The following is a 24861-nucleotide window of genomic DNA, read 5'->3' as shown; positions in this document are numbered from 1 at the left end:
ACTCAGAAATTCCAGTCTTCATCTTCTGTTTCGACCGCTTTTCCCATCACATATGAAGAGCCTGAACCGGAAAAGAAATCGTGATTTTCATCGGCATTCGGCGAAAGCGCGGCGAGGATTGCCGGATTCACTTCCGCCATTTCTGCGGGAAATAACGGTTCGTAGCCCAGATTCATCAACGCCTTATTGGCGTTGTAACAGAGAAACGCTTTCACATCGTCAGCCCACGGGGTTTCGGCGTACAGCTCATCGGTGTATTGCAACTCGTTGTCATAGAGTTCCAGTAGCAAATCGAAGGCGAAACTCTTCAACTCTTCACGTTGTGCCATGGAGATCTTTTCAAGGTTTTTCTGATATTTATAGCCGATGTAATAACCGTGCACTGCTTCATCGCGGATAATCAGACGGATCAGGTCTGCGGTATTGGTCAGCTTTCCGCGGCTGGAAAAATACATCGGCAGCCAGAAACCGGAATAGAACAAAAATGATTCAAGAAACACACTGGCGATTTTCTTTTTCAGCGGATTATCACCGCGATAATGTTGCTGAATAATCTGTGCTTTTCGCTGCAACGGCGCGTTTTCTTCACTCCAGGCGTAGGCGGCATCGACATCTTTGGTCTGGCACAGCGTCGAGAAAATCGAACTGTAAGAGCGGGCATGAACCGCTTCCATAAAGCTGATATTCGATAAAACCGCCTCTTCATGGGGCGTGAGCGCATCGGGCATCAGCGAAGGTGCGCCGATAACATTTTGCAGCGTGTCGAGCAGCGTCAGGCCAGTAAAAACGCGCATCGTCAGTTGTTGTTCTACGACACTTAATGTCTGCCAGGCGGGAATATCGTTCGACAGTGGCACCTTTTCTGGTAGCCAGAAATTGCTGGTCAGGCGGTTCCACACCTCCAGATCTTTATCGTCAGATATCTTATTCCAGTTGATGGCGCTGATACGTGAGAGTTTCATAGATATTCCTTAAAGCGCGCAGGAGACGCAGCCTTCAATTTCAGTACCTTCCAGCGCCATCTGACGCAGGCGGATGTAGTAGAGCGTTTTGATACCTTTACGCCAGGCATAAATCTGCGCTTTGTTGATATCGCGAGTGGTGGCGGTATCAGGGAAAAACAGCGTCAGCGACAGTCCCTGATCGACATGGCGAGTCGCTTCGGCGTAGGTGTCGATGATCTTTTCTGCGCCGATTTCGTAAGCGTCCTGATACAGCGCCAGATTCTCGTTAGTCATAAACGGGGCAGGGTAGTAAACGCGTCCTGTTTTGCCCTCTTTGCGTATCTCTACTTTCGCCACAATCGGATGAATACTCGACGTGGCATGGTTGATATAAGAGATGGAACCGGTTGGCGGCACCGCCTGGAGATTTTGGTTGTATATGCCATAGCGCATCACGTCGTCGCGCAGTTGCGCCCACATTTCGCGGGTAGGTAACGTGATGCTGCTACGAGCAAACAACTCGCCAACTTTCGCCGTTTTCGGTTGCCAGTTACCTTGCAGATATTGGCTAAAATATTCACCGCTGGCATAGTGTGACTGTTTGAACCCGGCGAAGGTTTCACCGCGTTCGCGCGCCAGCAACATTGAGGTACGCAGCGCGTGCCAGGTGATGGTGTAGAAATAGAGATTGGTGAAATCCAGTGCTTCCGGCGAACCATAGGCGATGCCTTCTCGCGCCAGATAACCGTGTAAATTCATCTGCCCCAGACCGATAGCGTGTGAGGCGGCATTTCCGGCTTCGATGGACGGCACGCTGCGAATATGACTCATATCTGACACCGCAGTTAAACCGCGTACGGCGATCTCTACCGTGCGGGCAAAGTCGGGGGAATCCATGGTGTGGGCAATATTCAACGAACCTAAATTGCAGGAAATATCATGGCCTGTGCGGGCATAGTCGAGATTCTCGTCATACTCTGAGGCGCTGTTAACCTGCAAAATTTCTGAGCAGAGATTGCTCATATTTATGCGCCCGGCGATAGGGTTAGCACGGTTAACCGTGTCTTCATACATGATGTAGGGATAGCCGGACTCAAACTGGATTTCTGCCAGTCGCTGGAAGAAATCACGGGCGTTGATGTATTTTTTGCGGATTCGCTCATCGGCAACCAGTTCGTCATAGTGTTCACTGATGGCGATATCGGCAAACGGCTTGCCATAAACACGCTCAACGTCATAGGGCGAAAACAGTGCCATCTGCGCATTCTCTTTTGCCAGATGGAAGGTGATATCCGGGATAACCACGCCCAGCGACAGTGTTTTAATGCGGATTTTCTCGTCGGCATTTTCCCGCTTTGTATCGAGAAAACGCAGTATATCGGGATGATGGGCATGTAAATAGACTGCGCCAGCACCCTGACGCGCGCCGAGCTGGTTGGCATAGGAAAATGCGTCTTCCAGCATTTTCATCACCGGAATCACGCCAGAAGATTGATTTTCAATACGTTTAATTGGCGCGCCCGCTTCCCGCAGATTCGACAGCAAAAATGCCACGCCGCCGCCGCGTTTCGACAGTTGTAGTGCGGAATTTACCGCCCGGCCAATCGACTCCATATTGTCTTCAATACGCAGCAAAAAACAGGAAACCAGTTCGCCGCGCTGCTGCTTACCACAGTTGAGGAATGTCGGTGTTGCAGGCTGAAAGCGTCCTGACAGCATCTCATCGGTCAGTTGCGTCGCCAGTGTTTTATCGCCTTGTGCCAGCGTCAGCGCCACCATCGTGACTCGATCGGCAAAATCTTCCAGATAACGCTTACCGTCGAATGTCTTCAACGTATAGCTGGTGTAAAACTTCCATGCTCCGAGGAATGTCTGAAAACGAAAACCGCTGGCGTGTACGTGGGCAAATAGCGTAATGACAAATTCGCGAGAGTAACGGTTGAGGACGCTTTCATCATAGTAACCCTCGTTGACCAGCCAGTTCAGGCGCTGCTGCTGGCTACTGAAGGTCACACTGTTAGGACGCACATGCGTCGCCATAAAGGCGTCAACGGCCTGGCGATCTTTATCGAACTGAATGCGACCTGCGCTATCGTAAAGGTTAAGCATCGCATTCAGGGCGTGGTAATCCATTGTTTCCTGCGTCAGGCGTTCTGCGGTTGTCGTTGCCAAAATTCGGTTACTCCTTTACGAACGTTTTCGATATCGCTTTGCGTACCCATGAGTTCAAAGCGGTACAGCCACGGCACGCCGCATTTCCGGGCTATCACATCTCCGGCACGGCCATACGCCTCACCAAAGTTGCGATTACCCGAAGCAATAACGCCGCGAAGCAACGCCCGGTTGTGCTCGTCGTTTAAAAAGCGAATTACCTGTCGTGGCACCGCGCCAGCCGTACCGCCGCCGCCGTAAGAGGGCACGATCAGGATGTAAGGCTCGTCTACCTGAATCCGTTCCCGCTCATTGAGCGGGATGCGCACCGCGGGCAGTCCTAAACGTTCGATAAAACGCTGCGTATTTTCGGAGCTGCTGGAAAAGTAGACGAGTTGGCTCATGCACTGGCCGCGTGTGGCGCTGGATGCAGACGATTGATCATGTCCGGGCGGAAACCAGACCAGCTAAGATCGCCTGCAATCACTACCGGCAACTGACGAAAGCCCTGAGCACGTAACGCTTCCGCCGCTTCAGGAACGCGATCGACATTAATCATTTCAAAATCAAAGCCCCGGTTTTCCATCGCCCGTTTGGTGGCGTGGCACTGAACGCAATCGTTACGAGTGTAAATAATAATGCGCATGATTCGTATTTCCGTTTAAAATGAAGATACGGCGCGATGATACGCGTCGGGTTGTCTCTCTGTTGATACAGAGATACTAGATGTAGTTGAAAAAAGATTCAACCATACAAGATATGGGAATTTTAGATTGATTACACCACCGATGAATGGCTCAACGGGGTAGGGGATTTTGTGTTTTTTTGCCGGGCGATTGCCCGGCATCAGGAAGTTACATCCGCATGGAAACGGCCAGGCGGTTAAAGCAATTCATCAGCCCGATGGCAAATGTTAAGTCGCTGATTTCTGCTGCGCTGAAATGCTCAAGCAAAGGCTGATAAACGTCGTCCTCCGCATGGGTTCGGGCAATATCGGTCACCGATTCCGCCCATGCCAGCGCCGCCCGCTCGCGATCGTCAAAATGATGGCTTACGCGCCAGCCTGCCAGGGCATCCAGCTTATGCTGCGGCACACCGGATTTGCGTAATGCTTTGCTGTGCATCTCCAGACAAAATGCGCAACCATTGATTTGCGAGACGCGCAAATAAACTAACTCCATCAGCGTAGTTTCCAGCGTGCTATTTTCCAGCGCCGTTTTGGCCTGCACCAGCGCGTTATATACCGTTGGGCTAAGTTCGTAGTAAGGCTGACGTAATGTAGTCATACAGTTTCTCCTCTTATTAACGCCCGCAATGTAGCACTATAATGGACTGCTAAAGAGAGCCATAAATTACCTAAAAAAGCAGACCATATGCCGCGCTATCAGGATATCGCCCGTCAGTTAAAAACGGCTATTGAGCAAGGGGAACTGAAACCCGGCGCAAGGCTACCTTCAAGTCGTACCTGGTCGCAGGAACTGGGGGTGTCTCGATCCACTGTCGAAAATGCGTATGCTGAGCTGGTGGCGCAAGGATGGCTGATCAGGCGGGGACAGGCTGGCACATTTGTCAGTGAGCAGATATATCCGCAACAATCTACTGTACAAGTTGTGTCTTTTGCCGGTGAAAGTCAGCAACCGTTGCCATTTCAAATGGGATTACCCGCACTCGATCTCTTTCCGCGAGAGCTGTGGGCGCGGGTGATGGGGCGTCGCCTTCGTACCCAGACGCGCTTTGATTTGGCGTTAGGCGATGTCTGCGGTGAGGCGGCGTTGCGTGAGGCAATAGTTGATTACTTACGCGTTTCACGTGGGATTGATTGTCAGCCAGAGCAGGTCTTTATCACTCACGGTTATGCGGCCTCAATGGCTTTAATTCTGCACGCGCTGGCGAAACCGGGAAACGGGATGTGGATGGAAGATCCCGGCTTTCCACTGATTCGCCCGATTGTCACTCGCCACGGTGTGGAAATTTTGCCTGTGCCGGTTGATGACAACGGACTGGATATCACAAGCGGAATACAAAATTATCCTGATGCGTGTTTTGCCCTGATAACACCAGCACACCAAAGCCCGCTGGGTGTGGCGCTCTCTTTAGCGCGCAGGCATCAGATACTGGAATGGGCAGAGCGTAGTCAGGCATGGATTATTGAAGATGATTATGACAGTGAGTTTCGCTATCACGGTAAGCCGTTACCGGCGTTAAAAAGTCTCGATGCACCGCAGCGGGTAATTTATGCCGGAACATTCAGCAAAGCACTATTTCCTGCATTGCGCTGTGCGTGGCTGGTGGTGCCGGTGAAGCAAATTGCACAATTCCGCCACCAGGCGTCACTGGCTCCATGTGCGGTACCTGTTCTATGGCAGAACACACTGGCAGACTTTCTTCGCGAGGGGCATTTCTGGCGGCATCTGAAGAAAATGCGTCAGCATTATGCTCAACGTCGGCAATGGATTGAGCAAGCGTTGACGCAGCAGGGATTTCAGGTTGTGCCGCAGAAAGGTGGTATCCAGATGGTGATCAGAATGATGGGCGATGATATTGCCCATGCGCGTAAAGCCAATGCTGCAGGCCTTGCGGTGCAGGCACTTAGCGACTGGCGTATCCGCTCAAGTGGGGAAGGTGGATTACTTCTCTCGTTTACCAATATCGTTAACGAAGGTATGGCGCGACAGGTAGCACAACAATTACGTAAAGCCTTAAGCTAAAAAACCCCGAAATCAGGTTCCGGGGTCAAGACGCGTATTTATTATCATTGTTGCACTACGATTTGCGCATGCTTAACAGTGCGCCGATAAAAATACCAACCGCAGCTGCTGTACCCACGCTACACCAGGGTCTTTCACGAACAAAAGAATCCGCGCAGCCAACGGCATCGCGCGCGGCTTGCTGAACGCGAGTACGACCATGCATTCGCGCTCTGGTTTCTTTCAGTAGAGCCTGCGCTTTACTACGAGCGGCTTCGGCTTCCCCTTTGGCGTCGCTGCCCCAGGACTTCAATACAGATTCGAGGCTGTCAGCTAATTGATTGACATCATTCTGGATATCCTGCACGCCATCATCAACGTCGTTGCGGTTCGGTCGGTTAAACATATGATCCCCCATTAGAATTCGATGTAATTTTCAGTGTAGACCATAATTTTCTTAACTGAGGTTCATCGCGGCTTTATGGACTTTTCTGAAAGCGTTGTGAATGCGCAATCAGGTAAGGTAGGCCCGCGGTTGATAATAACGAGGATCAAATATGTATTTACGACCAGACGAGGTGGCGCGCGTACTTGAAAAAGTCGGTTTTACTGTCGATGTGGTAACTCAGAAAGCGTATGGTTACCGCCGTGGGGAAAATTATGTCTATGTTAATCGCGAAGCGCGAATGGGACGTACCGCTCTGGTAATTCATCCAACATTAAAAGAACGCAGTTCAACACTGGCTGAACCCGCTTCCGATATTAAAACGTGCGACCATTACCAGCAATTTCCGCTCTATTTAGCGGGTGAACGTCATGAGCATTACGGTATCCCACATGGCTTTAGTTCGCGTGTTGCGCTTGAACGTTATTTGAATGGTTTATTTGGCGAAGCCAGTTAAAGACGCGACTGGCGATGCCAGTCGCGAAAGGAAGGGTCAGGCTTTTACCTGCTGGTAACGGCTGACTTTAAACAGTCGGCGGCAATAATCGAGGAAGTAGCCATAAACCGCCCCCATCAACATCGAAACAACGATGTTTGAACTGACCGCCGCCATAATCTGATGCCAGTCTGCGCCCACCACTAACAAGATCGCCACATACACCGGTGACTGGAACGTCACATACGCCAGGATATCCGCCAGATTTTTTACCCAGCCCGACGGACTAACTTTGCGTGCCGCGCGCATAAACAGATCGCGGTACATACCGTATGGCCATGCAATTAAGATGTTCACCGGAATCGCTACCAATCTGGAATAAAGAGACTGTTCGAAGCTCATTCCGGAGAGGAAAACTTCAATACACATGTTCACGACAGAACAGTAAACAACCATCGCGAACGTATCTGCAACTGCATGACGCAAGCGTGACTGCGGTGAGAACATGCTAATGCTCCTTAATAAAAGCGTAATGGGACGTTAATAGAGATGAAAGCAGTGGATCTCATTGCCATCTGCATTTTCGCATAGCGTATATCGCTGGCTATGACTAATCAATTAGTGAAAAATTTTTATTTAATCTGTTTTTGTAGATAAAATATTCCGTAGCGGCGCGTTTTTTGTACATTGTGGATTTTTACATGCTGATATGATTTATTTTTAATTAAATCAATTAGATATGCACGTATCTTTATTTTCACTAATGAAAGTTTGGGGGTAAGGTAACGCTATAAGCGTAGAGAGTTCGGTGTATGCAGTGACTGGGTCATTTTCAGCATTTTTTATGCCAGACAATGTACATTAACAGCAGAAAGCACCAGTGAGTGATGTTTATTTTTATTTGTATATATTGCATTTTTATTCAATTTGGTTTTATCAGGCTTGCGGAATTAGCGAGCAGAGAGCGCCGCTCTGTTCACCAATAACCGAAATTACTCATCAAATTGGCTAATATATAATCTTGAAATTATTCTGAGAGTTTCAGAAAATAACAGCTGAAATAATCTCGTGCAGGACTGTAAATAGATTAAATTTTGTGGAAATATAATAAGTGATCGCTTACACTACGCGACGAAATACTTTTTTGTTTTGGCGTTAAAAGGTTTTCTTTATTATGTCCGTAATGTTACAAAGTTTAAATAACATTCGCACTCTCCGTGCGATGGCTCGCGAATTCTCCATTGACGTTCTTGAAGAAATGCTCGAAAAATTCAGGGTTGTCACTAAAGAAAGACGTGAAGAAGAAGAACAGCAGCAGCGTGAACTGGCAGAGCGCCAGGAAAAAATTAGTACCTGGCTGGAGCTGATGAAAGCTGACGGAATTAACCCGGAAGACTTATTGGGTAATAGCTCTGCTGCTGCACCACGCGCTGGTAAAAAACGCCAGCCGCGTCCGGCAAAATATAAATTCACCGATGTTAACGGTGAAACTAAAACCTGGACCGGTCAGGGCCGTACACCGAAGCCAATCGCTCAGGCGCTGGCAGAAGGTAAATCTCTCGACGATTTCCTGATCTAATTACTGAGGCCGGATGTCGCTGCTATGGCGCGTCCGGCGTCGCTTCTCAAGCTTGTTGGTTCCACGGCATCTTATCTAACAACCTTGCCATCCCACAAAAACCGCTAATTCCTGCAAACAGTAACCCGGCACCAACAAAGCCGCTTAATAAGAAGAAACCGCTATTTACGGTATAACCCAGTACAACACCGATTAATATTAAACCACCCGCGGCGATCTGCACCTGGCGCATTAACGGCAAGGGTTGAGATTTATTTACCGCTACTGGCAATCCTGCTTTTTTCCAGCCATCAATCCCATCTTCGAGTAAAAAAATTTCTGCGGGGGCGGCAATCGCTGCTAATTTATCGGCGTTATTACTGGTGCGTTTACCTGCCTGGCAGTGGAATATAATTTGCTCGCGACGTAATTTAGCCGGAAGACCTGACTGTTCGAGCACGGATAATGGAGCCAGATCTGCTTCAGGAATATGTTCACGAAGATATTCATCAGCATCACGAATATCGATTAACTTTGCGCCGCGTGCGATTAATTCTTGTGCACCGTGCGGCGAAATGGTTGTCAAAGCCATAGTGACTCCTTACGGACAATAGACATTTTTCAGGGTGGCGATAATGGCATTTACCGCCTCATTTTTAATGAAATATAGAATGCGTTGGGCATCCCGTTGGCTGTCGATAAGCCCTTCGTCCCGCATACGAGCGAGATGCTGTGATGTTGCAGAGGCACTTAGTCCGGTAATGCGCGTCAGCTCTCCCGCACTGGTACCGGGGGAACCGCTAAGCATGCACAGAATCAGCAACCGTTTAGGGTGGCTCATTGCTTTCAATAAGGCCGCTGCCTGTTCGGCACTGGCCTGTAATTGCGCGAGTTCAGTCATAGTTATTTAAGTGTTTTCTAAGTTAAGTAAACTCTAAACTAAAAATACAACATATGCCAGCATCAGCAGCGTAAATGAGAGTAAAAGCGTAAGCTGAAACTGGCAGGCTCCGCTAAAATTACTACGCTTAAGAGATAAAATCTCTTTTTAAACAATGAGTAATTTTCTTATAGGGAGTACATATGGGTTTCTGGAGAATCGTCATCACCATCATTCTGCCGCCGCTCGGCGTGCTGCTCGGTAAAGGGTTCGGTTGGGCGTTCATTATTAATATTCTGCTGACACTGCTTGGGTATATCCCCGGTTTGATTCACGCGTTCTGGGTGCAAACCCGCGATTAAACCTGTCCTCACCCCCGCGGCGTTAACGCGCCGCGTTCCTCTGCTACACTTTCTGAGTGTTTCCGTTAACGAATGAGGTAGCTATGGGTCTGTTCAATTTTGTGAAAGATGCCGGAGAAAAACTCTGGGACGCGGTTACAGGTCAGCACGATAAAGACGATCAGGCGAAGAAGGTGCAGGAGCATTTGAACAAAACCGGTATACCTGATGCCGATAAAGTGAATATTCAAATTGCCGACGGCAAAGCGACGGTCACTGGTGACGGCTTAAGTCAGGAGGCGAAGGAGAAAATCCTTGTTGCGGTGGGGAATATTTCCGGTATTGCCAGTGTCGATGATCAGGTGAAAACGGCGACACCAGCCACTGCCAGCCAGTTTTATACCGTTAAGTCTGGCGACACTCTGAGTGCCATTTCCAAACAGGTCTACGGTAACGCCAATCTGTACAATAAAATCTTCGAAGCGAATAAACCGATGCTAAAAAGCCCGGATAAAATTTACCCGGGGCAAGTGTTGCGTATTCCTGAAGAGTAGTTAATTGCCAGCCATTGCCTGCTGGATAATGGGAATTGGCGTCAGTAAATGCTGGCGCATTAACTCACTGGCGCGCGCGGTATCTCGCGCCAGTACCGCCGCAGTCAGGGTCTGGTGCTGATCGCGTTTATCCTCCAGCATTTCCACCGAAAGCACTGTTCGCCGCAGCCAGATAAATCGATAGCGCGCCGCCAGATCAAACAACCGTTCACGCATTTGCAGCAAATAGTGAGAACCACAGCCCGCCACAATTGCAGTATGAAACGCCTGATGACGCAGATCCCACTCATCAAGCATTTTCTCACTGGCGTCACAGGCTTCCAGCTTACTCAGCAGATGCGCTTTTGCGAGAACGTCTGCCTCCCATTCATCGCCACCGCGGGCAATCGCCAGACTGACCAGCATCGCTTCCATATTGGCGCGGGCGTCGAAAATATCGAGCAGCTCCTGCTCTGACATAGACGCCACCCGATACCCTTTTTGATTCACCACCGTGACCAGTCGTTCCGCCACCAGTTGCGAAAGGGCTTCCCGCAACGGCCCAACACCAAGAGCATAACGCGATGTCAGCACACTCATCCGTAATTTTTCATCCGGTTGAAAATTACCGCGAATAATATCGTTCTTCAGCCAGCGATAGCCATCCAGAGACGTAATGGTCATGGTGTGACTCCTGATCATTATTAGCGCGTATTATGAACGGGTGTTTTTTGCCACAATACCAGTTTTTTCCAGCGCGCCATAATCGGCACGGTACAGATTATCCCTATCGCTAATAAACCGGTGGAGATCACTTCTAACTGTTGCGCCGGGCGGAATAGCATCACTACCAACACAAAGGTAATAAAGCCGATTACCAGCCAGGTGAGCCACGGATAAAGCCACATCCGCAGGCGAATTTCGCTTCCTTCTGCTCGCAGAATTTTGCGCATCCGCAATTGTGAAACGGCGATGACTAAATAAACCAGCAGGGCGATAGCGCCGGAGCTGTCGATCAGAAATTTAAACACTTTCGCAGGCGCGTAATAATTCACCACCACCGTTAAAAATGCCGCGCCGGTGGAGAGTAATACCGCCACATACGGGGTTTTACTGCGGTTGATTTTACCCATTACCGCGGGAGCATCACCGCGACGGCTTAAGGAGTAGAGCATTCTGGAAGCGGTATACAGCGCCGAGTTCAGGCAACTGGTTACGGAAAGTAATATCACGCAGTCCATGATTAATTTCGCATGGGGAATATTGAGCAATTCCAGAACCGAGCGATAAGATCCAACGGCTTTCAGCCCCGGCATATTCCACGGTATTAATGCCACGACGACAAAAATAGAGCACAAATAGAAGATAGAAATACGCCAGATAACCGAGTTGGTGGCGCGGACAATATGTTTTTCCGGCGTGTCGGATTCCGCGGCGGCAATGGTGACAATTTCTGCGCCCATAAACGAGAACATGGTGATCAACATCGCGCTTAATACCGCACCGAAGCCATTGGGCATAAAGCCGCCGCTATCCCACAATCTTGAGATCCCGCTCACTTCGGCATATGGATAAAAACCGCTAATTGCGACTGCACCAAGGAATATAAATGCCAGAATGGCAATGACTTTGCACAGCGCCAGCCAGAACTCAAATTCGCCGTAGTTTTTAACGCTTAATAAATTACTGCCAGTTAAGGCGAGGGTAATGACGAGGGAAAATAACCAGATGGGAATGCCTGGAACCCACGAGTGCAGGATCATGGCGGCGATGTTGGCTTCCAGCGGGATAACCAGTACCCAAAACCACCAGTACAGCCAGCCGATGGTATAACCCGCCCAACGACCAATAGCTTTATCGGCATAGGTGGAAAAGGAGCCGGTATCGGGCGTGGCAACCGCCATTTCTGCCAGCATCCGCATAATCATAACTACCAGTAATCCGGCGAACAGATAGGCCAGTAATACCGCCGGGCCCGCTTCGGCGATGGCGACGCTGGAACCGACAAACAAACTTGCGCCGATAACACCGGCAATAGACAACATGGTGACGTGGCGTGACTTCAGCCCGCCGCCTAACTCATGTGGTTGCGATGATTGCCCCATCCTGAATCCTCTCGAAAGTGTGTCACTTGGGAGAGCGCCCCGACATTTCCCGCGTCGGGTCACGCGTGTAATTGTTATTGGTTCTTTTTGCCGGAGAGCGGCTCCGCCTTATCCGGCCGACATAGATTTATTCCTGTTCACGTACAGATTGTCGGATGCGGCGTAAACGCCTTATCCGACCTGGATTCTCGTAGGCCGGACAAGACGCGAAGCGTCGCCTCCGGCATGGTGCGCCGAATGTCGGATGCGGCGTAAACGCCTTATCCGACCTACATTTCCGTAGGCCGGACAAGACGCAAAGCGTCGCCTCCGGCATGGGTGCGGTGCTACTGCTTCGCCTCATCAAAACACTGGCTGATGATCTCCAGACCCTGACGGATCTGAGCATCTTCAATAGTGAGCGGGACAAGGATGCGCAGCACGTTGTAATACGGGCCGCAGGAGAGAAGAATCAGGCCTTTATCGCGGGCGCGCGCCACGATGTCGGCGGTGAGTTTGGCGTCCGGTTTACTGTGATCGCCACCTTCAAACAGCTCGATAGCAATCATCGCCCCCAGCCCGCGAACGTCGCCTACCTCAGTGTGTTTTTCGGCGATCGCCAGCAATCCGTCTTTCAGCTTTTGCCCCAGATCGTTGGCTTTTTGCAGCAGATTTTCCTGTTCAAACACCTTCAACACTTCCAGCGCCGCGACGCAGGCAATCGGGTTACCCGCATAAGTGCCGCCTAAGCCGCCCGGAGCGACAGCGTCCATCACTTCGGCGCGCCCGGTGACGCCCGCCAGCGGGAAACCGCCTGCGATCGATTTCGCAAAGGTGGTGAGATCAGGTGCCACGCCCATTTGTTCCATCGCAAACAGCGTGCCGGTACGCCCCGCGCCGCTTTGCACTTCATCGGCAATCAACATGATCCCGTGCTCGTCACACAGCGCACGTAAACGCTGCATAAAGGCTGGCGTCGCGGCGTAGAAACCGCCTTCGCCCTGAACCGGCTCAATCACGATGGCGGCGATATCTTCCGGCGCCGCGTCATTTTTAAAAATTCGGTGAATACTTGCGATAGCGTCATCTTCACTGATCCCGTGGAGCGGGCAAGGATAAAGCGCGCGATAAACATGGCCCGGCATCAGGCCCATCCCAGCAGAGTACGGATTCACCTTGCCAGTCAGCGCCAGCGTATAGTGCGTGCGCCCGTGATACGCGCCGCTAAAGGCGATGGTGCCGCTACGTTTGGTGGCGGCGCGGGCGATTTTCACCGCGTTTTCCACCGCTTCGGAACCAGTCGTCACCAGCAGCGTTTTTTTGGCAAAATCGCCTGGCACCTTCTGATTCATAATCTCGCACAGCTCCAGATACGGCTCGTAGGCCAGCACCTGGAAGCAGGTGTGCGACAGTTTTTTCAACTGCGCTTCCACCGCCGCAACCACTTTCGGATGCAGGTGCCCGGTATTGAGCACCGCAATCCCGCCCGCGAAATCAAGATACTCACGGCCTTCAACGTCCCACACCCGGCAGTTTTCCGCGCGGTCAGCGAAAATCGGGTGAATTTGCCCAACGCCACGGGGAATCGCCTGACTGCGGCGTTGCATTAACTCTTTATTGCTGCTCATTCGCGTTCTCCAGTTAAAGACCGATGCACATGTATTTGATTTCTAAATAATCTTCGATGCCATACTTCGAACCTTCACGACCCAGCCCCGAGGCTTTTATGCCGCCGAACGGGGCCACTTCATTGGAAATAATGCCGGTATTGATACCGACGATGCCGTATTCCAGCGCCTCGCCCACGCGGAAGACGCGGCTTAAATCACGGGCGTAAAAATAGGCGGCAAGGCCAAACTCGGTGTCATTGGCCTGCGCAATCACATCGGTTTCATCTTTAAAGCGGAACAGCGGGGCGAGGGGGCCGAACGTCTCTTCTTTCGACACTTTGGCGTTGGCCGGAACATCCACCAGAATGGTCGGCTGGAAGAAGTTGCCGCCGCGTTCATGCGCTTTGCCTCCGCAAACCACGCGCGCGCCTTTCTCCAGCGCATCGGCGATATGCTCTTCCACTTTTGCTACCGCTTTTTCATCGATCAGTGGCCCAATGGTGACGCCTTTTTCCAGCCCATCACCGATGTGCAGTTTGCTCACCGCCTGCTGCAATTTTTCGGCAAAGCGGTCATACACGCCGTCCTGCACATACAGGCGGTTGGCGCAGACGCAGGTTTGCCCGGCGTTACGGAATTTCGAGGCCAGCGCGCCTTCCACGGCTTTATCGAGATCGGCATCGTCAAAGACAATAAACGGTGCGTTGCCGCCCAGCTCCAGCGACACTTTTTTGATGTCTTTCGCGCACTGTTCCATTAACTGACGGCCAATTTCGGTCGAGCCGGTAAACGACAGCTTGCGCACCAGCGGATTGCTGGTCAGTTCGTTACCGACCGCGCCCGCCGAACCGGTGACCACGTTAAATACGCCAGCCGGAATGCCCGCGCGAATCGCCAGCTCTGCCAGCGCCAGCGCAGAGAACGGCGTCTGACTGGCGGGCTTCAGCACCATCGTGCAGCCTGCCGCCAACGCCGGACCGGCTTTACGGGTAATCATCGCCGCCGGGAAGTTCCACGGCGTGATAGCGGCGGTAACGCCAATCGGCTGCTTGATAACAATCAGGCGTTTATCGGCCTGATGACCGGGAATGGTGTCGCCATAAATACGCTTGCCTTCTTCGGCAAACCACTCAATAAAGGAGGCGGCGTAGCTGATTTCGCCTTTCGCTTCAGCCAGCGGTTTACCCTGTTCGAGGGTCATCAGGCGCGCTAAATCGTCCTGGTGCTCCATCATCAAATTGAACCAGTTACGCAGAATGTTGGCGCGCTCTTTGGCGGTAAGGGCACGCCAGGCGGGCAGGGCGCGGTTGGCGGCGTCGATAGCGGCGCGGGTTTCATCTGCGCCCATTTTGGGTACGCTACCCAGCTTGTCGCCGTTTGCCGGATTAGTGACCTCGATGACTTCGCCATTGTTGGCGTCCAGCCACTCCCCGTTAATTAACGCCTGCTGGCGGAATAAGTTACTGTCGTTCAGTTTCATCGCTACATCCTGTTTTCAAAGGTTATTGATTAAAGGCGGCGTGTAAGGCATCCACACTACGTGCCGCTCGCAGCGTGCGTCCGGGGTTACTCTGGCTTGCCAACAGCGTTTGTACCTTGCTGACAATATGCGCACCAATAGGAATTGCTGATGTCGCTGCCGGGGAGGGCGCATTGCAGGTGTGGATCGTGCGCGGGGTAGTGACAAACAGAAAATCGTCAATCAGCTTACCGTCCGGCGATACTGCCTGCGCACGCACACCGGCGGGCCAGGGCTGGAGATCGCTTAACGAAAGCCCGGGACAATACTTTTGCACCAGCCGCAGATAGCCGCTTTTGCACAGCGAGTTTTTCATCTCGCCCAGTCCTGAGCGTAGATGGTTTTGCAGCACCCGGCGAATCCCCGACGAGCCCAAAATCTCCAGCGTGTCGCTAAATGAGAAGTCGCGCTTGCGATAGCCTTCGCGTTTAAAAGCCAACACCGCGTTTGGCCCGACGGTCACGCTGCCGTCGATCATCCGGGTGAGATGAACGCCTAAAAATGGCATTGCCGGGTCGGGAATGGGGTAAATCAGGTGGTTAACAATCTGGTTATGCGCCGTGGCAAGGCGGAAATACTCTCCACGAAACGGGCAGATGATAAAGCCCGGCTCGAGGCCGAGCATTTTCACCAGCCGGTCAGCCATTAACCCGGAACAGCTAATCAGCGTCGATGCTTCATATTCACCGCCCTGACGGGTCCGTATCACCACGCCGTTTTTATGCTCACTGAGGGCGCTGACTTCGGCGTTATAAATAATCTCACCGCCTCTGGCCTGGAAGATTTTTGCCATCGCCGCCGTTACTTCGCGGTAGCTGACGATGCCGCTGGACGGCACAAAAATGCCGCCAAGCCCGGTGATATTCGGTTCGCGCTCGCGCAGTTCCTCGGCGTTTAACCACTCGCGCTCGATACCGTTCGCCGCCGTGCGTTCCCATAAGCCGCGCATCCGTTCCATTTCGAGTTCAGACGTGGCGACCAGCATCTTGCCGCAGTTGTCGTAGCGAATGCCGTTTTGATCGCAAAAGGCTTTGGTGGCGCGGTTTCCCGCCAGGCAAAACTGCGCCTTCAGGCTGCCGGGTGTGTAATAGACCCCGGCATGGATCACGCCGCTGTTGTGGCCCGTCTGGTGACAGGCCGGGCCGGACTCTTTTTCCAGCAACGCAATGCGGGCATCCGGATAGACATCAATCAGTTGCATGGCGGTCGACATGCCAATGATGCCGCCGCCAATAATCACAAAATCATACATCCGCTCAATTCCTTTGCGCTTACTGATGCGTCTGGTAGTGGTGAGTGGCGTAAGCGAAATAGCCGCGCTGGCGCATCAGTTCACGACGCAGATCCGGGTGTGCGGTAAAGCGGTCGCGACCGTGCAGCCAGAACAGATTGTTAATCAACAGGAATTTGCCAACGGGAACGGGCACAGACAGGATGCCTTTGCTGGTTTCAATGGCGTCCGAAAGCTCGCTCAACCACACGCCTTCTTCGAAGTCTTTCGGCTGGACGAACTGGTCGATATAGCGCATCACCGGGCGGCCCTGCTGATCAACGTCGAACACCGGATGGAAAACATCTTTGCTGACGTTTTTGCTCGGCGGCGCGGCGAAACGCATTGGGCGACGCGCCAGCGGGTGGCGGAAATAGTGTTCCAGATGTTCCCAGTCATCGAGATGCAGCAGCAGCGAGTTGCCGCCCTGCATGTTTTGCTCGTCGATTTTCATCATCAGCACGTAATCAGTGATCTCTTCGACGTAGGTGCCGTCGTTGTGCAACTCCATTACGCGATGCGGCTGACGCAGATAGCTGTCTGAGTTATCGACATTTTTCACCACAAAACGCGCGTAATACTGACCACTCATGGCGTCGAAATTTGAGCGACCAATCAGATGCGCCACCGCCGTTGCCAGCTTTACCATCTCATCTGCCTGCGCGACATCATCGATACCTACCGCATTAATTAACAGCGCACCTTCAGCGCGGTTTAGCAGCGTCTTCAACAGTAGCGGTTGCAACTGATTAGCACACAAGTCGTCAAGAATTTTGCCTACCCGAAAGCGCAGAAACGATTTGTACTCCAGCGCCTGCACGGGCCATTCGGCAACCTGCTCGAGAAACTGTTTGGTCGTCTGTTCGGTGAAGGTGAGTTCCAGCAGACGCGGGGATTGCGCCGACGGGATGAGAGTGAATCCGCTATAGTCCTGGCCTGAATCGACAGCGTTGTTTTGTACGGCGGTCAGTGCATTCATCAGAAGCGATCCTCTTATGAGATGTAGGGTGACATGGCGATGCTCATTTCGTAGCCATAATCTAAAAATATCTACATTTCTGAAAAATGCGCACAAAAGCGACATATTGTTTTCTTATTGTGATCAAAAGCAACAAATTAGTAACATTTAATGTAGGGTATTAAGGCAAAGGAGACAGGAAATGAATAACTAAAGCAACAGGTTAGGGAGAGCTACCATCCGAGAACAGATTATCTGGTCGATAAAAAACAGTAAATGGCTTCACTGCAAAATGACCGTTAGTAAACTAAACATATCATCTGCCCCGTTTTAGCGGGGCAGATATAACATTAAATTACAAATAGAAATAGTTCGGCGGTTCTCCTGTTTTCCCTAAAAGAAGAGCGCTGCGCCCAGGAATATTGATATTTAGAGCTCCGCCTCTAAGCGTAAATACTTTACCTGGGGGAATACTTTTGCGTGTATTATTATTATTAATGGTAACGCTATTACTCCCCATGTTTTTATATATTCCTGGTTGCAATTTGTTAGGCCAGGTACCTTCAACTTCTTCGTTTCCTTTATTTATTATAACTAGTCCATCATGAGGAGAGTGATTAATGTTCACAGAATCCCCACGACTAAAGGCCAGAACATTTTTAGTTGCAAATACACCCTCAAATGCGCTCCATATTCCTTCTTTATCTATATATAATGCGTGGAATTCATTGTAGAGCTGCTGATAGGTAGAGCAACCTTTATTAAGCCACGCCTCACCGCCGACACGAGTGGACCCATCATCATTTTTAATCTCAGTCGTTGATTTTAATACCTGACCATCCCAGTAAACTAAAGGCCTGCTGAACGGGAGAGCGGCCATATATGCCATTGCTAATTGTTCATCTTGCTGATGGTTAAATAAAAAGTCATTGAAAAGATTACCATTGTTAGGGAAATCGTGGTTGATGTTAATCAATATCCGTCTTTCTGATGGGATGCTTGAGATTGCGGAACCCGGTTTTGATGCAAGGGTTTGGAGATCTCCACCGAATGAAAAGGCTTGTATCGTCTTCATGAGCAATGAAAAATCAATGGCGCTTAAATCATCTCTTTCATAAAGCAGCGATGACATTTGTTGTTCATCTAACGGACAAGTTACCAGGTATTCCATGTAATTCATAACAGCTTTTTTTTGATATTTTGGATTAAATAAATTTGTATTGTGCAACCGCTCATTATAATTTTTAAGCGGTGGGGTTATCGACCTCTCTATTTGTTCATGTTTTGAGTGTTTTGCTGCATCATAACGTAAACCTCGTACGCCATATTTTCGCATTTCACGAACGTATTGATTTTGCAACATAATAACCTGGTCACTTTTGGGTGTTGTTTTAGGCATTCCATTTAAACGCTTTTCTTTTAATGCATGGAGGTTTTCCCATTCATCCTTAGAAATATTATCTTTACTTGCTTCGAAGTCTTTTGCAGTGAGATGTATATCTTCTGGATGGATTTGGTCACGTTCTTTTGTTACTGGATCTATAATAAAGGGAATCAAGACCTGACCTTGCCAATAGCCAGGGATACCACTTTCTATATCGTTTTTAATCTTCGCTCGTATATCGGCAGAGGGATAATCCAGATCATTTTTACCACTTCCTCCGATCCCCATAAAGTTAAATGTATAATCAGGAATGATATCGATGCCAAATTTTTTGGCATCTTTAACCAATGCGATAAAATCCTGCAAATCTCCCATTGGATTATGGATGGTACAAAGATCTTCGGGTTGATAAGCGTGATACCAGTAACCTTTTTCTTCTTCAGGTGTTTCTGGTCCGTCGGCGCGGAAAGTTGTTACGGGAGGGATTTGTATATAACCATAATGGCAACGTGCAAACTCGGCCATATTTTTCCTGATTTGCTGGTAGGTGGCATTAAAAGCATGAAGAATCGCCTCGCCAGGTTTTTTGGGTGTGATGATTTCACATTGTGATTTCTGATCAGCAGTAAGAGATTTACGCTCAAGTGTTTGCCGTAGATGTTCTGGATTGATTAATATTTTAAATGTTTCTTGCTGGCCGGAAGGTGACGTTACGTTAATATTATATACATCAGCTGCCAGTTCATAGTCAGGAATGTTAATAGCATATGCAACATACTTATCTTTTGGAGACGGTTTGTCAGATATAATGTGAGTGAAATGTTCAGCTGGACCATACTGATGAACACCGCTGTTATCACCTCTTTCAATCATTGTATCTCGTTGATAAACCCATGTTTTTCCTTCTCCTATCCTGTCTGGCGCTGTAATGCTACGCTGTGCTGCTTTATTCAACTCTCGGTAAGTTGTATCTGGAAAAAGGGAAATTTTATAATCGTTTTTTAACAGATCATTAATGACTTTTTCTGCGTGAAAAGTTGATATAATTTCTCTGTCTTTTAAATCCTGAGGATAAACTCCACAAGAATTAATAATATTTGTTATACAGTTTAGATATTCTAATGTATTTAATTTGGAATTTAGAACCCCGTCAGTAATGTTCCATGATAACAATGTGGGGTTGTCGATAGGTAAATTTCTTGGTCCTGGTTTTATAGAAAACATAATAAAGTTCCTCTAATGGTAGAGTAATATGGTGTATACGGAAACATAAAAATGTTTAATTGTTGTGAAAGTAATTGCAAACAGATGTCCTACTTTTATCCAATATTTATATGGAAAAGGATAATGCTTAAATCTGTTTTTTTAATTATCGATGTGGTCTGGAGAGGCAACTGTCAAAAATCGCTCATACGAAACTAATGATTAGCAGAATAAGATCTATGAAAGAATATATTGCTATATGAAGTTTATTTTTATGGGGTGAAAAGTAACAGATATCATAATGATGCGAAAACTCTTCAGCTAATGTAATAAAGTTATATTATTAGATACAAAATCATTACAAACTATCATTGAATCGATGGTAACTATAAATAGTGCTAAGTATTAGCATTTGCTTGTTGACTGAGAGTATCGACTTTGTGAATGGAAGCGGTGTCGGGTTTTATGTCGCAGGTAATGACGACCCAGGATGAATGAGAACGCATAAAAATCTGTTATTTACATCATAAGATCATCATGTTTATTGCGTGGTTTATAAGTATTGTTATTGCATACTCAAGGCCCTTTAGCTCAGTGGTTAGAGCAGGCGACTCATAATCGCTTGGTCGCTGGTTCAAGTCCAGCAAGGGCCACCATATCAGCATTCACGTATCAGGAAGAGTTAAGGGTACAAGGGGTACTCGATGGCGGTCTATATTTCACGACTAACGCCATTTCAAGGAAGAAGTGTGGTGGGTGGTTTCGAATGAGGGCTGGTGTTTTGGTACGTGGCACGCCACTGCAATGTATTTATCCATCAGTACTCATTCAAAAGTACCTGGAAAAAATGCCCGCTATGCCAAGCGGGCAAATTGCTTACATGTGGAATTAAGTAATTAACGATAAAGCCAGAGTATTATCATTTATTATACCCATTCATTTAATCAGGTTAATTACTCAAATCACTGAACTATTCTCTGTTCGCTCACTTATGCTGAGTGAGTACCACGACCAATGTATGTAGAACAATGCCGTAGAGTAAGGATGAAATGTCTCTGCCACGCCTTAAACATCTACTACTGACTAGAACCGCCGTCGCATGCAGAAGAGTCTTGTGAGCGTTACAGGAGTCTGGCTTTGCTCATTAATCAACGCTATTTAGATATAAATTTCTAATACTCGAAAAACGATTTTCACAAATAAATTATAACGGGTGGTTTTTATCATACAGCGAAATAACCTTTTGTTTATTAAATTTAACATTCCTGTGCTAAATTAATTAAAAGTACCATGTATAGCATATGAAGCTGTTAATGCCAGCAATTGTCTCAAATGAGCGATTTTTTATAGTGACAAACAATAATAACATTAAAAATAGTCATGTAGACATTAACTGAGGAAAAGACAATGTTAGTTAGTAAAAGCAACGAAATTAACAGTAGCACATTTATAAATAGTGGAAATTGTAATGAAAGAAAATCTTCTAAATCCATCGAGTTACTAGCTTATAGTATTATAAAATTAATTTGTAAAGAAGCTGCCTCAGGGACGTATAACGGTGCTCTTGAAATTTTACAAAAAATGATGTCTGAATGTAAATATCATGAAGGCAATGCTTTTATCATTATGGGAGCCGGAGAACAATTAAAACGTATTAAATATGATGCTAATGAAAATAAATTAAAAGTATACAACGTACACTTTGATAATAATCAAGAGTTAGTTGCTGATGGTGAGCCTGACGTCGTATTTTTAAAAAAAACGGTGTGGGAAGACCTTCTCGTTAAACTAAAGCTGGAGAACAAAGAAAATGCGGTTTCTGAAATTAACCTGTCATCTAATAAAAATAATGTTGATCAGTTTATTGAATGCGCTAAGAGAAATGAACAGACCCTATTCGACAATATAAGAAAAAGTGATTTTCATGTTGCTTCACTTCAGCCAGGTAGAACGCGTAGTGTTATTTCAGAAACGCCGCCAAATGACTGTATGGAATCACCTAATTTATATGAAAACCACACAGATAAGGTTTCAACTGTAACTAAAAATTCTCAGCAAGTTAAAGGTCACTATGGAGATAAGTTGAAAGAAATGCAGTTGTTCCTCAACCAGATGAGCAATGCACTTCAACAGGATTCATCTTTGTTAGAGTCAAAGGAACACACCATAGATATTCAAGAAAAAACGAATAAGTTTGTGCAGCATTTTCAGCGGGTATTATTTGATAAAAATGGAAGGTCATCAGAGTTTCTACTTAATTTTTATGAGTGTTGCTATAAGTTTTTACCAAGAGCGCAGCCTCAAGATAAAATCGATAGCTATAATTCAGCACTGCAAGCTTTTTCCATCTTTTGTTCATCTACGTTGACACATAATAATGTAGGGTTTAATTTCAAATTATTTCCAGAAGTCAAGCTGTCTGGAGGAGATCTTGAAACGGTATTCAAATACAAAAATGGCAATTTTGTCTGGGAGATAGCCAGAATTAAAATTACTCTCCCAAAAGAAGAGGGGGGGTTATATAATTTAGGTGGATTGGACTTTAAGGGGTGCTTCTTTTCTGGACAGAACTTCAGTAACTATGATATTAAATATGTGAGCTGGGGAACGTCATTGTTTGATGTTGATACTCCGTGTATTTTTAATACGCCTGCTAACAATGAGAGTTATGAAAAATCATTAAAGCCTGTGAGCGAAAACGGTTTAAATGGAGTCTTATCTGATCGTAATAAAAAAATAAAAATAATCACGGGCGTGGCACCATTCGATGGTATTTCATCTATGGATGATGACTTTGATGATAGTTCCTCTGAGGATGAGCCCGTTGAGAATAGTCCTGTTGTGACTAGGCCCCTTGTATAAAGTTCTAAAAGCAGTTTTCAATGATAAATAAATGGCGATTTTTACAAAGAGATAATAACGTAGATTGAAATAATATGTATTATTGATTGAGTAAACGGGATTATTCTTCACACTGCATCCATGTTGCTGTCACTACCAAAGTAAAAGGGGCTATGCTTTCACGTAACCCCTTGATTTATTTGATGAGTTTTCGGTGTCTGAACTGGTGCTGTAATTGGTTGAAATATTTCATCTAATGTCTGGTTCAACTTTCCTTAGCTGCCTGAAAGTTTTTTTGATCTTACCCAGCAATAATAGGGTGACGGTGCACCACGCCTGACTGAAGAACTGCGTGCTCAGAGTTACCACTTCAGCGCATAACCGTGGCAGCAGGCCCGGACAGAACAAACGGCTCAGGACATTATCGGTAGGGGACGCACTGCTAGTCTGTAAACTGAACCGACTGGGGCGCAGTATGCGGCATCTTGCCGTGCTGTTGGAGGAGCTGTGAGAACGTGGTATTAACTTTTGTGCTCTGACTCTACCAATATTTGCCCAACAATGGGTGGACGAAAGCTGTAAAAGTAAAACAATCTGCAATCTCAATATTATTGTGTGATTTTTATGTGAGCAAAAGATATTCATCAGAAACGATTATGTAAATCATTTTATTTTTCCGACGGCTTCAATGTCGAAAGAAAAGAATACGCCCGTATTTCCTGAATAGATTGACTTTTTTATCCAACCACACTTCAGCGCACTGCGTTTAAAAAATGCCTCTTTCTTATGCGGAATATCATCATTTCATCATGATGTCTTTGATGAGCGGTGAACACAATACACTTGCGCTGTCTCTTCAGGATGAATCCCCTGGTCTGGTGCCTGTGGGCTGATGTTGCAGCAGAGCTAAGGTTGCTTAAACGCTACTCAGTATTCACTTTTCAGAGGATGAAATTTATGAACAGGACCAGTCCCTATTATTTTCGCCGCTCAGTACTTTCCTTATTGATATCTGCTTTGATATATGCCCCACCAGGGATGGCAGCTTTTACTTCAACCGTTATTGGCGTGGTAAACGATGAGACTGTAGATGGCGTCCAAAGAGTGGATGAACGAGGTACAACAAATAACACTCATATTATCAACCACGGTTATCAGGATGTTTATGGCGGGGTATCTAATAGAAGTCTTATTGAATCTGGTGGATATCAAGATGTAGGAGGTCATTACAATTTTGTGGGGCAGGCTAATAATACAACCATTAACGGGGGCAGACAGACAATTCATGACGGGGGTATTTCCACAGGTACGATAATCGAGAGTGGCAATCAGGACGTTTATACAGGTGGTATCAGCAATGGAACGACAATTAAGGGGGGTAATTCACACATAAGTGGGGGGACTGCGAATGGAACAATCATTGATGGTGGCAGCCAACGAGTAACAACTCAGGGGCATGTCGACAGTACAACGATAAATAAGTCTGGCTCTCAGGACATCACGCAAGGAAGTCTGGCAACGAACACAACCATAAATGGTGGTCGACAGTATGTTGAACAGAGCACAGTAGAAACAACCACCATTAAAAATGGCGGTGAGCAAAGAGTATATGAAAGCCATGCGCTGGACACGACGATTGAAGGTGGAACTCAGTCTTTGAATAATAAGTCAACGGCAAAATATACTCAGATCTATTCTGGAGGTACGCAAATTGTTGATTACACCAGCACCTCGGATGTTATTGAAATTTATTCCGGTGGCGTGCTTGATGTTAGTGGTGGTACGGCAACAAATGTTACCCAGCACGATGGTGCAATTTTAAAAACAAACACTAACGGTACGACGGTGAGCGGTACGAATAGTGAAGGTGCATTCTCCATCCACAATTACGTGGCAGATAATGTGTTGCTGGAAAACGGTGGTCATTTAGACATAAACGCATATGGTTCGGCAAACAAGACGGTTATTAAAGATAAAGGAACAATGTCAGTTTTAACGAATGCTAAAGCTGATGCGA

24 protein-coding genes, 1 tRNA gene and 1 pseudogene are annotated in these 24861 nt (G+C 47.7%); 10 read left to right on the top strand and 16 right to left on the bottom strand.

Annotated elements, in window-relative coordinates; genetic code table 11:
• Nucleotides 1–2: 2 nt before the first annotated feature.
• The 5 genes from nrdF to FQZ95_RS02730 form a co-directional block, all read right to left on the bottom strand.
• Nucleotides 3–962 (bottom strand): class 1b ribonucleoside-diphosphate reductase subunit beta, encoded by a 960-nt coding sequence (gene nrdF, locus FQZ95_RS02750; protein WP_000777948.1) that lies wholly within the window; start codon nucleotides 960–962, stop codon nucleotides 3–5.
• A 9-nt stretch (nucleotides 963–971) separates the two neighbouring features.
• On the bottom strand, nucleotides 972–3116 hold the full coding sequence (nrdE, locus tag FQZ95_RS02745; RefSeq protein ID WP_160529866.1) for a class 1b ribonucleoside-diphosphate reductase subunit alpha: 2145 nt from the start codon (nucleotides 3114–3116) through the stop codon (nucleotides 972–974).
• Entirely contained in the window at nucleotides 3089–3499 is a 411-nt protein-coding gene (gene nrdI, locus FQZ95_RS02740) for a class Ib ribonucleoside-diphosphate reductase assembly flavoprotein NrdI (protein WP_000080947.1), read from the bottom strand. The genes nrdE and nrdI overlap by 28 nt, the downstream gene beginning before the upstream one ends.
• Complete coding sequence (gene nrdH, locus FQZ95_RS02735; RefSeq protein WP_001220162.1) at nucleotides 3496–3741, bottom strand: glutaredoxin-like protein NrdH; 246 nt, start codon at nucleotides 3739–3741, stop codon at nucleotides 3496–3498. The genes nrdI and nrdH overlap by 4 nt, the downstream gene beginning before the upstream one ends.
• A 208-nt stretch (nucleotides 3742–3949) precedes the next feature.
• Nucleotides 3950–4381, bottom strand: a complete 432-nt coding sequence (locus tag FQZ95_RS02730; RefSeq protein ID WP_000209820.1) for a carboxymuconolactone decarboxylase family protein — start codon at nucleotides 4379–4381, stop codon at nucleotides 3950–3952.
• Nucleotides 4382–4468: 87 nt separating this feature from the next.
• Between FQZ95_RS02730 and pdxR the strand changes: the two genes are divergently transcribed.
• Nucleotides 4469–5803, top strand: coding sequence for a MocR-like pyridoxine biosynthesis transcription factor PdxR (gene pdxR, locus FQZ95_RS02725; RefSeq protein ID WP_105282299.1), 1335 nt, complete (start codon nucleotides 4469–4471; stop codon nucleotides 5801–5803).
• Nucleotides 5804–5858: 55 nt separating this feature from the next.
• On the opposite strand, the gene FQZ95_RS02720 is transcribed toward pdxR, so the two are convergent.
• Complete coding sequence (locus FQZ95_RS02720; RefSeq protein ID WP_001295174.1) at nucleotides 5859–6188, bottom strand: DUF883 domain-containing protein; 330 nt, start codon at nucleotides 6186–6188, stop codon at nucleotides 5859–5861.
• 151 nt (nucleotides 6189–6339) lie between these two features.
• On the opposite strand from FQZ95_RS02720, the gene FQZ95_RS02715 reads away from it, so the two are divergent.
• Nucleotides 6340–6684 (top strand): DUF2002 family protein, encoded by a 345-nt coding sequence (locus FQZ95_RS02715; RefSeq protein ID WP_000281320.1) that lies wholly within the window; start codon nucleotides 6340–6342, stop codon nucleotides 6682–6684.
• Nucleotides 6685–6720: 36 nt separating this feature from the next.
• Here FQZ95_RS02715 and alaE read toward each other — a convergent pair whose 3' ends face one another.
• Nucleotides 6721–7170, bottom strand: a complete 450-nt coding sequence (gene alaE, locus FQZ95_RS02710) for an L-alanine exporter AlaE (RefSeq protein WP_000492661.1) — start codon at nucleotides 7168–7170, stop codon at nucleotides 6721–6723.
• 667 nt (nucleotides 7171–7837) lie between these two features.
• On the opposite strand from alaE, the gene stpA reads away from it, so the two are divergent.
• Entirely contained in the window at nucleotides 7838–8242 is a 405-nt protein-coding gene (stpA, locus tag FQZ95_RS02705) for a DNA-binding protein StpA (protein WP_039021933.1), read from the top strand.
• Between the two features lie 46 nt (nucleotides 8243–8288).
• Here stpA and ygaP read toward each other — a convergent pair whose 3' ends face one another.
• Complete coding sequence (gene ygaP, locus FQZ95_RS02700) at nucleotides 8289–8813, bottom strand: thiosulfate sulfurtransferase YgaP (RefSeq protein WP_160529865.1); 525 nt, start codon at nucleotides 8811–8813, stop codon at nucleotides 8289–8291.
• A 9-nt stretch (nucleotides 8814–8822) separates the two neighbouring features.
• A complete protein-coding gene (locus FQZ95_RS02695) occupies nucleotides 8823–9122 on the bottom strand; it encodes an ArsR/SmtB family transcription factor (protein WP_160529864.1) in 300 nt (99 codons plus the stop codon).
• Nucleotides 9123–9304: 182 nt separating this feature from the next.
• Here FQZ95_RS02695 and FQZ95_RS02690 point away from each other — a divergent pair, with 182 nt between their 5' ends.
• Together FQZ95_RS02690 and kbp are read left to right on the top strand one after the other, a co-directional pair.
• Complete coding sequence (locus FQZ95_RS02690) at nucleotides 9305–9463, top strand: YqaE/Pmp3 family membrane protein (protein WP_000508177.1); 159 nt, start codon at nucleotides 9305–9307, stop codon at nucleotides 9461–9463.
• A gap of 83 nt (nucleotides 9464–9546) precedes the next feature.
• Nucleotides 9547–9996, top strand: a complete 450-nt coding sequence (gene kbp / locus FQZ95_RS02685) for a potassium binding protein Kbp (protein WP_000522415.1) — start codon at nucleotides 9547–9549, stop codon at nucleotides 9994–9996.
• Here the strand turns inward: kbp and csiR are convergent, their stop codons facing one another.
• The 7 genes from csiR to FQZ95_RS02650 form a co-directional block, all read right to left on the bottom strand.
• Nucleotides 9997–10659: a DNA-binding transcriptional regulator CsiR gene (csiR, locus tag FQZ95_RS02680; RefSeq protein WP_039021934.1), complete on the bottom strand. Its 663-nt coding sequence runs from the start codon at nucleotides 10657–10659 to the stop codon at nucleotides 9997–9999.
• A gap of 20 nt (nucleotides 10660–10679) precedes the next feature.
• Complete coding sequence (gabP, locus tag FQZ95_RS02675; RefSeq protein ID WP_001295173.1) at nucleotides 10680–12080, bottom strand: GABA permease; 1401 nt, start codon at nucleotides 12078–12080, stop codon at nucleotides 10680–10682.
• Between the two features lie 326 nt (nucleotides 12081–12406).
• Nucleotides 12407–13687: a 4-aminobutyrate--2-oxoglutarate transaminase gene (gene gabT / locus FQZ95_RS02670; protein WP_105277767.1), complete on the bottom strand. Its 1281-nt coding sequence runs from the start codon at nucleotides 13685–13687 to the stop codon at nucleotides 12407–12409.
• Between the two features lie 13 nt (nucleotides 13688–13700).
• Nucleotides 13701–15149, bottom strand: a complete 1449-nt coding sequence (gene gabD, locus FQZ95_RS02665) for an NADP-dependent succinate-semialdehyde dehydrogenase (protein ID WP_046081156.1) — start codon at nucleotides 15147–15149, stop codon at nucleotides 13701–13703.
• A 22-nt stretch (nucleotides 15150–15171) separates the two neighbouring features.
• Nucleotides 15172–16440: an L-2-hydroxyglutarate oxidase gene (gene lhgO, locus FQZ95_RS02660; protein WP_160529863.1), complete on the bottom strand. Its 1269-nt coding sequence runs from the start codon at nucleotides 16438–16440 to the stop codon at nucleotides 15172–15174.
• 19 nt (nucleotides 16441–16459) lie between these two features.
• A complete protein-coding gene (glaH, locus tag FQZ95_RS02655; RefSeq protein WP_104918303.1) occupies nucleotides 16460–17437 on the bottom strand; it encodes a glutarate dioxygenase GlaH in 978 nt (325 codons plus the stop codon).
• Nucleotides 17438–17771: 334 nt separating this feature from the next.
• The gene (locus tag FQZ95_RS02650) at nucleotides 17772–20024 is read right to left on the bottom strand and encodes an alpha amylase C-terminal domain-containing protein (RefSeq protein WP_160529862.1); all 2253 of its coding nucleotides are present in this window, start codon (nucleotides 20022–20024) and stop codon (nucleotides 17772–17774) included.
• A 559-nt stretch (nucleotides 20025–20583) separates the two neighbouring features.
• On the opposite strand from FQZ95_RS02650, the gene FQZ95_RS02645 reads away from it, so the two are divergent.
• The 5 genes and pseudogenes from FQZ95_RS02645 to FQZ95_RS02625 form a co-directional block, all read left to right on the top strand.
• A tRNA-Ile gene (locus tag FQZ95_RS02645) sits at nucleotides 20584–20659 on the top strand.
• A gap of 751 nt (nucleotides 20660–21410) precedes the next feature.
• A complete protein-coding gene (ypjCB, locus tag FQZ95_RS02640; RefSeq protein WP_160529861.1) occupies nucleotides 21411–22865 on the top strand; it encodes a YpjCB family protein in 1455 nt (484 codons plus the stop codon).
• A 319-nt stretch (nucleotides 22866–23184) separates the two neighbouring features.
• A pseudogene (locus tag FQZ95_RS02635) lies at nucleotides 23185–23352 on the top strand (recombinase family protein); the annotation flags it as partial.
• Between the two features lie 265 nt (nucleotides 23353–23617).
• A complete protein-coding gene (locus FQZ95_RS02630; RefSeq protein WP_001131441.1) occupies nucleotides 23618–23737 on the top strand; it encodes a hypothetical protein in 120 nt (39 codons plus the stop codon).
• Nucleotides 23738–23801: 64 nt separating this feature from the next.
• A partial coding sequence (locus FQZ95_RS02625; protein ID WP_202384086.1) for an AIDA repeat-containing protein occupies nucleotides 23802–24861 on the top strand: 1060 nt, incomplete at its 3' end.

Origin of the sequence: Escherichia sp. HH41S (assembly GCF_009820115.1) — a bacterium.
Lineage (GTDB): Bacteria > Pseudomonadota > Gammaproteobacteria > Enterobacterales > Enterobacteriaceae > Escherichia > Escherichia coli_F.
This window is presented reverse-complemented; position numbering and strand designations above follow the sequence as displayed.

What these genes read in the sequence shown, in the direction of transcription:
- gabD (WP_046081156.1), bottom strand. Translation starts at nt 15,149, where the DNA reads ATGAAACTGAACGACAGTAACTTATTCCGCCAGCAGGCGTTAATTAAC.
- FQZ95_RS02630 (WP_001131441.1), top strand. Translation starts at nt 23,618, where the DNA reads ATGCCTCTTTCTTATGCGGAATATCATCATTTCATCATGATGTCTTTG.
- csiR (WP_039021934.1), bottom strand. Translation starts at nt 10,659, where the DNA reads ATGACCATTACGTCTCTGGATGGCTATCGCTGGCTGAAGAACGATATT.
- FQZ95_RS02690 (WP_000508177.1), top strand. Translation starts at nt 9,305, where the DNA reads ATGGGTTTCTGGAGAATCGTCATCACCATCATTCTGCCGCCGCTCGGC.
- FQZ95_RS02695 (WP_160529864.1), bottom strand. Translation starts at nt 9,122, where the DNA reads ATGACTGAACTCGCGCAATTACAGGCCAGTGCCGAACAGGCAGCGGCC.
- FQZ95_RS02720 (WP_001295174.1), bottom strand. Translation starts at nt 6,188, where the DNA reads ATGTTTAACCGACCGAACCGCAACGACGTTGATGATGGCGTGCAGGAT.
- stpA (WP_039021933.1), top strand. Translation starts at nt 7,838, where the DNA reads ATGTCCGTAATGTTACAAAGTTTAAATAACATTCGCACTCTCCGTGCG.
- lhgO (WP_160529863.1), bottom strand. Translation starts at nt 16,440, where the DNA reads ATGTATGATTTTGTGATTATTGGCGGCGGCATCATTGGCATGTCGACC.
- nrdF (WP_000777948.1), bottom strand. Translation starts at nt 962, where the DNA reads ATGAAACTCTCACGTATCAGCGCCATCAACTGGAATAAGATATCTGAC.
- FQZ95_RS02715 (WP_000281320.1), top strand. Translation starts at nt 6,340, where the DNA reads ATGTATTTACGACCAGACGAGGTGGCGCGCGTACTTGAAAAAGTCGGT.
- nrdH (WP_001220162.1), bottom strand. Translation starts at nt 3,741, where the DNA reads ATGCGCATTATTATTTACACTCGTAACGATTGCGTTCAGTGCCACGCC.
- ypjCB (WP_160529861.1), top strand. Translation starts at nt 21,411, where the DNA reads ATGTTAGTTAGTAAAAGCAACGAAATTAACAGTAGCACATTTATAAAT.
- FQZ95_RS02650 (WP_160529862.1), bottom strand. Translation starts at nt 20,024, where the DNA reads ATGTTTTCTATAAAACCAGGACCAAGAAATTTACCTATCGACAACCCC.
- ygaP (WP_160529865.1), bottom strand. Translation starts at nt 8,813, where the DNA reads ATGGCTTTGACAACCATTTCGCCGCACGGTGCACAAGAATTAATCGCA.
- FQZ95_RS02730 (WP_000209820.1), bottom strand. Translation starts at nt 4,381, where the DNA reads ATGACTACATTACGTCAGCCTTACTACGAACTTAGCCCAACGGTATAT.
- pdxR (WP_105282299.1), top strand. Translation starts at nt 4,469, where the DNA reads ATGCCGCGCTATCAGGATATCGCCCGTCAGTTAAAAACGGCTATTGAG.
- nrdI (WP_000080947.1), bottom strand. Translation starts at nt 3,499, where the DNA reads ATGAGCCAACTCGTCTACTTTTCCAGCAGCTCCGAAAATACGCAGCGT.
- kbp (WP_000522415.1), top strand. Translation starts at nt 9,547, where the DNA reads ATGGGTCTGTTCAATTTTGTGAAAGATGCCGGAGAAAAACTCTGGGAC.
- gabT (WP_105277767.1), bottom strand. Translation starts at nt 13,687, where the DNA reads ATGAGCAGCAATAAAGAGTTAATGCAACGCCGCAGTCAGGCGATTCCC.
- alaE (WP_000492661.1), bottom strand. Translation starts at nt 7,170, where the DNA reads ATGTTCTCACCGCAGTCACGCTTGCGTCATGCAGTTGCAGATACGTTC.
- gabP (WP_001295173.1), bottom strand. Translation starts at nt 12,080, where the DNA reads ATGGGGCAATCATCGCAACCACATGAGTTAGGCGGCGGGCTGAAGTCA.
- glaH (WP_104918303.1), bottom strand. Translation starts at nt 17,437, where the DNA reads ATGAATGCACTGACCGCCGTACAAAACAACGCTGTCGATTCAGGCCAG.